General features: G+C 68.6%; 6 protein-coding genes and 1 pseudogene. 2 read left to right on the top strand and 5 right to left on the bottom strand.

The features are described from left to right. From ACFE99_RS21860 to nadA, 3 genes and pseudogenes are all read right to left on the bottom strand, one after another. Positions 1 to 265 (bottom strand): annotated as a pseudogene (locus ACFE99_RS21860) (nicotinate-nucleotide diphosphorylase (carboxylating)); the annotation flags it as partial. Further along, positions 265 to 1,842 carry an L-aspartate oxidase gene (locus tag ACFE99_RS21865; RefSeq protein ID WP_375488503.1) on the bottom strand — a complete coding sequence of 526 codons (1,578 nt, stop codon included), beginning with the start codon at positions 1,840 to 1,842 and terminating at the stop codon, positions 265 to 267. The gene ACFE99_RS21865 and the pseudogene ACFE99_RS21860, both read right to left, overlap by 1 nt. Further along, complete coding sequence (gene nadA / locus ACFE99_RS21870; RefSeq protein WP_375488505.1) at positions 1,839 to 2,888, bottom strand: quinolinate synthase NadA; 1,050 nt, start codon at positions 2,886 to 2,888, stop codon at positions 1,839 to 1,841. Before nadA ends, ACFE99_RS21865 begins: the two co-directional genes overlap by 4 nt. Positions 2,889 to 2,936: 48 nt before the next feature. Between nadA and ACFE99_RS21875 the strand changes: the two genes are divergently transcribed. Then, entirely contained in the window at positions 2,937 to 3,641 is a 705-nt protein-coding gene (locus ACFE99_RS21875; RefSeq protein ID WP_375488507.1) for an NUDIX domain-containing protein, read from the top strand. A gap of 75 nt (positions 3,642 to 3,716) precedes the next feature. Further along, a complete protein-coding gene (locus tag ACFE99_RS21880; protein ID WP_375488509.1) occupies positions 3,717 to 5,054 on the top strand; it encodes a lipase family protein in 1,338 nt (445 codons plus the stop codon). Here the strand turns inward: ACFE99_RS21880 and ACFE99_RS21885 are convergent, their stop codons facing one another. Beyond that, complete coding sequence (locus tag ACFE99_RS21885) at positions 5,055 to 5,693, bottom strand: DUF2567 domain-containing protein (RefSeq protein WP_375488511.1); 639 nt, start codon at positions 5,691 to 5,693, stop codon at positions 5,055 to 5,057. It abuts the gene before it with no gap. Further along, a partial coding sequence (locus ACFE99_RS21890; RefSeq protein ID WP_375488513.1) for a hypothetical protein occupies positions 5,690 to 5,850 on the bottom strand: 161 nt, incomplete at its 5' end. The genes ACFE99_RS21890 and ACFE99_RS21885, both read right to left, overlap by 4 nt.

Consider the following 5,850-nt stretch of genomic DNA (forward strand, 5'->3'; position numbering starts at 1 on the left):
CGACGGCGCCCGGCTGCAGCCGGGCGCCGTCGTCGACGCGGTCGAGTACCCGGTACTGGCCGCCAACCACTTCGTCGAGCACCAGCAGCGCGACGTCCGCTCCAGCAATCACCCCGGTTTCCCGGGTCGCCAGCGACGCGGTCGTTACCGCCTCGGCCGGCACGGTCGCCACCGTCGTGACGTCGGGGCCGTACCGCAGATCCTCGTCGAGCGCGCGAGCGATCGTGACCCGAGCCTCGGCCAGCTCGCAGTCCGAGAGTGGCATCAGCACGCCGCCGCCAGCGCCTCGACGTGAACCGTGGCTTCGTCGTCGGCCAGCCGAACCAGACTGCTGCGGGCCTGCTCGTCGGCGGCGTGCGGGTAGTCGGCGCGCGTATGACAGCCCCGGCTCTCGTCGCGGGCCAACGCGGCGGCGGCGACGGCTCGAGCGGTCAGAGTCAACGCCATGTCTTCGACGTCGGCGCGCTGCGCCGCGCGGCGGAGGGCCGCCGCGGACAGCGTGTCGATCAACCGGCGCCGCCCGCCGGCATTGCGGACCCCTGACGCATCGCGGGTCATCGCCCGCTGCAGCTCGCCACGTACCAGCGCCCGGTCATCAACCGGCGCATTCAATCTCGCGTGCGAACTCCCGACAGCCGCTGCGTGGGCGGCGGCCCCTCGTCCGGCGCGCCCGCCGACAACCAGGCCCTCCAGCAGGCTGTTGGACGCCAACCTGTTGGCGCCGTGCATCCCGGTCCTGGCCACCTCCCCCGCGGCGAACAGCCCGGGCAACTCGGTGCTTCCGTCGACATCGGTGACCACGCCGCCGCAGCTGTAATGCGCGCCCGGAACGACCGGAATTGGTTCCCGCACCGGGTCGATGCCCGCCGCGTGGCAGGCGGCGGTGACGGTCGGGAAGCGGGACTTGAAGTCTGCGATCCCGCGGGCATCCAGATAGACACACGAATCACCGGTTGCCTTCAGTCGAGCGTCGATGGCGGCCGCCACCACGTCCCGGGGTGCCAGATCGCCCATCGGATGCACGCCAGCCATCACCGAATCACCCTGAGCATCAACCAATGTGGCGCCTTCGCCGCGGATGGCCTCGGTGACCAGCGGACGCCGCCCTCCGGTATGCCCGTCGAACAGCATGGTGGGGTGGAACTGGATGAACTCGACATCGCTGACCGCGACACCTGCCCACAGCGCCAGTGCAATGCCGTCGCCGGTGGAGCCATCGGGATTGGTGGTCGCGCTGTAGAGATGCCCGAGCCCGCCGGTAGCCAAGATCACCGACGGCGCATGCACGACGCCGAGTCCGTCGACATTGAGCACCGATACCCCGGTCACCGCGGCGTCGTCGTGCAACACCCGCACGGCCGTGTGGTCGGCGCGGATATCCAAAGCGGCAGCGGCATTGTCGAGCACACGCTGAACCTCGGCCCCGGTGGCGTCACCGCCGGCGTGCACCACTCGGCGCCGCGAGTGCCCACCTTCTCTGGTCACCGCCCACCTGCCGGAGAGGGCTTTGTCGAATTGCGCTCCGCTAGTTGCCAATTCGGCCACCGCGCGATAGCCGTCAGCGACGATGGAACGCACCGCCTCGGGATCGCACAGACCCCCGCCCGCAGCGAGAGTGTCAGCGACGTGAGCGTCCACCGAGTCGGCGCTGTCGGGCAGCACCACCGCGATTCCGCCTTGGGCGTAGTGGGTGGCGGTCATCGCGCTGTTCTGGTGCGCCTTGCTCAGCACCATCACGCGGCGGCCCGCGCGATGGGCGGCCAGCGCGGCAGCCAGTCCACCGACTCCGGTGCCGATGACGACGACGTCGGCCGACTGCTGCCAAGCCGGAGTCGTGGTCATTCGCCGCCGCCGGGTTGGCCGATCTCGCTCTTCCGCTGCTCGTTGCGCCTCGCCAGCCGTGACGTGGCGGGTTCGACGTCTACGTCGTCGGCGCCGTCGACCAGGCAGCGCAACAGCGCCGCGGGGGTGATGATCTTCATGTACCTGCACGACGCGCGGTCGTTGACAGCCTGGAAGTCGACATCGGGCGCAGCCCGCCGCAGCTGATACAGCATGCCGACCTCGGTAGCGACCAGCACCTGACGGGCAGGGGTGACGCGGGCGGCGTCCAGCATGCCGCCGGTGGACAAGATCTTCACCCGGTCCGCCGGGAACGCGCCCTCGCCGGCGAGATACAAAGCGGACGTGGCGCAACCACATTCGGGGTGAACGAACAGTTCGGCGTCGGGATGGCTGCGGGCCTGGCCGGCAAGCTCGTCGCCGTTGATGCCGGCGTGTACGTGGCATTCGCCGGCCCACACGTGCAGGTTCGAGCGGCCGGTCATGCGGCGCACATGCGCGCCGAGGAATTGGTCAGGGCAGAACAACACTTCGCGGTCCGCATCGATGGAGTTCACCACGTCGACAGCATTCGACGAGGTGCAGCAGATGTCGGTGAGCGCCTTCACCGCGGCGGTGGTGTTGACGTAGGACACCACCACAGCGCCGGGGTGCTCGTCCTTCCAGGCCTGTAGTTCCTCCGGGGTGATCGAGTCGGCCAGCGAACAGCCGGCCCGCTGATCGGGAATCAGCACCGTCTTGTGCGGGCTCAGGATTTTGGCGGTCTCGGCCATGAAGTGCACGCCACAGAAGACGATGGTGTCTTCAGCCGCGTCGGCCGCCACCCGCGACAGCGCCAGCGAGTCACCCACGTGGTCAGCGACGTCCTGGATGGCCGGCAGCTGGTAGTTGTGCGCCAGGATTGTGGCGTTGCGAAGCTGCGCCAGCCGGCGAATCTCCGCCGCCCACTGTTCGTCGCCGTCGACACCGGTGTAGCCCGCCGGTGAGTCGATGATGCGGGCAGCCAAGTCATCCGCCAGCGTGTCCGTGCGATTCAGGACCGTCATGGCCGTTCCTTTCGCCCCTGAGCAGGTTTTCGACTTACAATCGAAAACGTGCTTCATGGTAGCACTGGCCACGAGGTTCTCGCCGTCGTGTTCCAGGTTCGCGGTCCTGAAAGACCCTGTGGCAGTGAGAAACCGCAGCTCAATGTGCTGTTGTGGCAGCGGGCACGTGAGCCGCAGCTGGGGGCGTGGGCGCTGCCCGGCGGGCGGCTACGCCACGACGAGGACTTGACGACCTCGGTTCGGCGGCAACTGGCCGAGAAGGTCGATTTGCGCGAGCTCGCACATCTGGAGCAGCTGGCGGTGTTCTCCGATCCCCACCGGGTGCCGGGTGATCGGGTGATCGCGTCGACGTTTCTGGGACTGGTGCCCTCCCCCGCCACTCCAGAGCTGCCGCCCGACACCCGCTGGCATCCGGTGACCGCGTTGCCGCCGATGGCGTTCGACCACGGCCCGATGGTGGCCCACGCACGAACCCGGCTGATCGCCAAGATGTCGTACACCAACATCGGGTTTGCTTTGGCCCCAAAGGAATTTGCGCTGTCTACGCTGCGCGACATCTACGGTGCCGCGCTGGGCTACCAGGTTGACGCCACGAACCTACAGCGGGTGCTGGCCCGCCGCGGCGTCATCACCCAGACCGGCACCATCGCGCAGTCCGGCCGCAGCGGGGGCCGTCCACCCGCGCTGTACCGGTTCACCGATTCCCAGCTGCGGGTCACCGACGAGTTCGCCGCGCTCCGGCCGCCCACGTAAGTCCGTGACACGCGCCACACCGTTAGGCGGCGGGGCGACTGGATTCTTAAAGGACTCTTAAGTAACAATGGCCCGATGGACCCAGCCAGCCTCGCAACCACAACCGGTGCCGAATGGATCGGTCGGCCGCCGCACGAAGAGCTGCGCCGTAAGGCCCACCCCCTGCTGCCGTCGGACGACCCGTTCTACCAGCCGCCGCCCGGCTATGAGCACGCGCTGCCAGGTACCGTGTTGCGCTCCCGCGACGTCGAGCTGGCGTTTTTGGGCCTGATACCGCAACGGACGGTCGCCACGCAGCTGCTGTACCGCACGACCGACATGAACGGCAAACCGGAGGCCACGGTCACCACCGTGATCGTTCCCCGGGAGGTCGCACCGGGACAGCCCTGCCCGCTGCTGTCGTACCAGTGCGCGATCGACGCGGTGGCGTCCCGCTGTTTCCCGTCCTACGCGCTGCGGCGCTACGCCAAGGCGATCGGCGCCTTGGCGCCGTTGGAGTTTTTGTTGATCAACGCCGCCCTGGCCGAGGGGTGGGCAGTGTCGGTGCCGGACCACGAAGGCCGCCAAGGGATGTGGGGCGCCCCTTACGAGCCTGGCTACTGCATTCTCGACGGCGTACGCGCCGCCCTCGGCTCGGCGCGCCTGGGCTTGTCGACGTCGGCGCCGGTGGCGTTGTGGGGCTACTCGGGCGGCGGGCTGGCCACCGCGTGGGCTGCCGAACTGTGCGCCGACTACGCGCCCGAGCTCGACATCGTCGGTGCGGTGCTGGGATCGCCCGTCGGCGATCTCGGTCACACTTTCCGCCGCCTCAACGGGAGCTTCCTTGCCGGCTTGCCGACACTGGTGATCGCCGCGCTCGCGCACGTCTATCCCGACCTGGACCGGGTGATCAAGGAGCACACCAACGAAGAGGGACGCACCTTGCTGTGCGAGCTCGAGGGCATGACGACGGTCGGCGCGGTCATCCGGATGGCCGGCAAGAACGTCGACAGATACCTCGACCGGCCGCTCGAGGAGATCCTCGGCATGCCCGAAGTCCAATACGTATTCGACAACATCAAGCTGGGCAAAACGGTGCCCACCCCTCCGGTCCTGATTGTTCAGGCGGTCCACGACTACCTCATTGCCGTCGACGACATCGACGCCCTCGCCGACGCCTATTCCGGTGGTGGGGCCGATGTCACCTACCATCGCGATGCCTTCAACGAACACCTGCTGCTGCATCCGATGTCGGCGCCGATGACGCTGCGCTGGTTGCAGGACCGGTTCGCTCGTCGACCGCTGACCGACCACGTGATCCGCACGACGTGGCCGACCATCTTCAATCCCGCCACCTACATCGGCATGGCCAGGCTGGGCAAAATCGCGGCGAAGGTCATCACCGGCAGGCCGGTGCACCGCCGCCCGCTCTAGCTATGACGGCGCGCCGCCCGGCGACGTCGTGACCGCGGTCTGCGCTTCCGGCGACTCCACGGCCGGATAGCCGCCCAGGTCGTCACGCGTTGTCGACGCGACAAGCAGGGCATACACGAGTGCTGCCGTGGCAGCCGGCAGCAGCAGCGTGCAGCCGACCTGCAGCAGGCCGTGCCCGAAGAACAGCGGCGGCGCCTCGGTGAAGTAGTGCACCCGGTGCTCGGGAGTCACCGGGGCGCGCTCAATGTCCACGACGCCGTAGCGGGCGTGAACCACTAGGCCACCCAGCGCCTTCGCGGCCGCGGAGGCGCCGACCATGCCGATCGACAGCCCGGCCACCATTGCCGGCCCGCGGTGTGCCCGCCACTGCCACACCAGAACCGCAGCCACCACAGCCACCACCGTCAACAGGCCGAGCATCAGAAACGCGGCAACAAAGAAGTGGTCGGCTTCGTTGCCGAGGTAGTCGAGCACGCGATCACCGTCGTGGGTCAGTGCCACGACGCCGTGGATGCTCGGAGCGATCGACGCCCACAGCCCACCGACCACCACGCCAGTCGCCACGAGGCCCGACACCACAACCGCGATCGCCCGCCGGCGCGACGTGCGGGGAGCCTCGCAGGGCTGCGGGTCGGTCATCGTCGCGCGTCCAGGTCGGCCGAATCCACCAGGCCGTGCCGCGAACACTTGGCCCACCATCCGTCGGGCCGGACTTGCACGACCATCCGGCGACCGCATTCGGCGCAGAAGCGGGGCGGCTCCAGTCCCAACTGGGCCGCCGTCGGCGACACCGAGG

This window comes from uncultured Mycobacterium sp. (genome assembly GCF_964249325.1).
Classification (GTDB): Bacteria; Actinomycetota; Actinomycetes; order Mycobacteriales; family Mycobacteriaceae; genus Mycobacterium.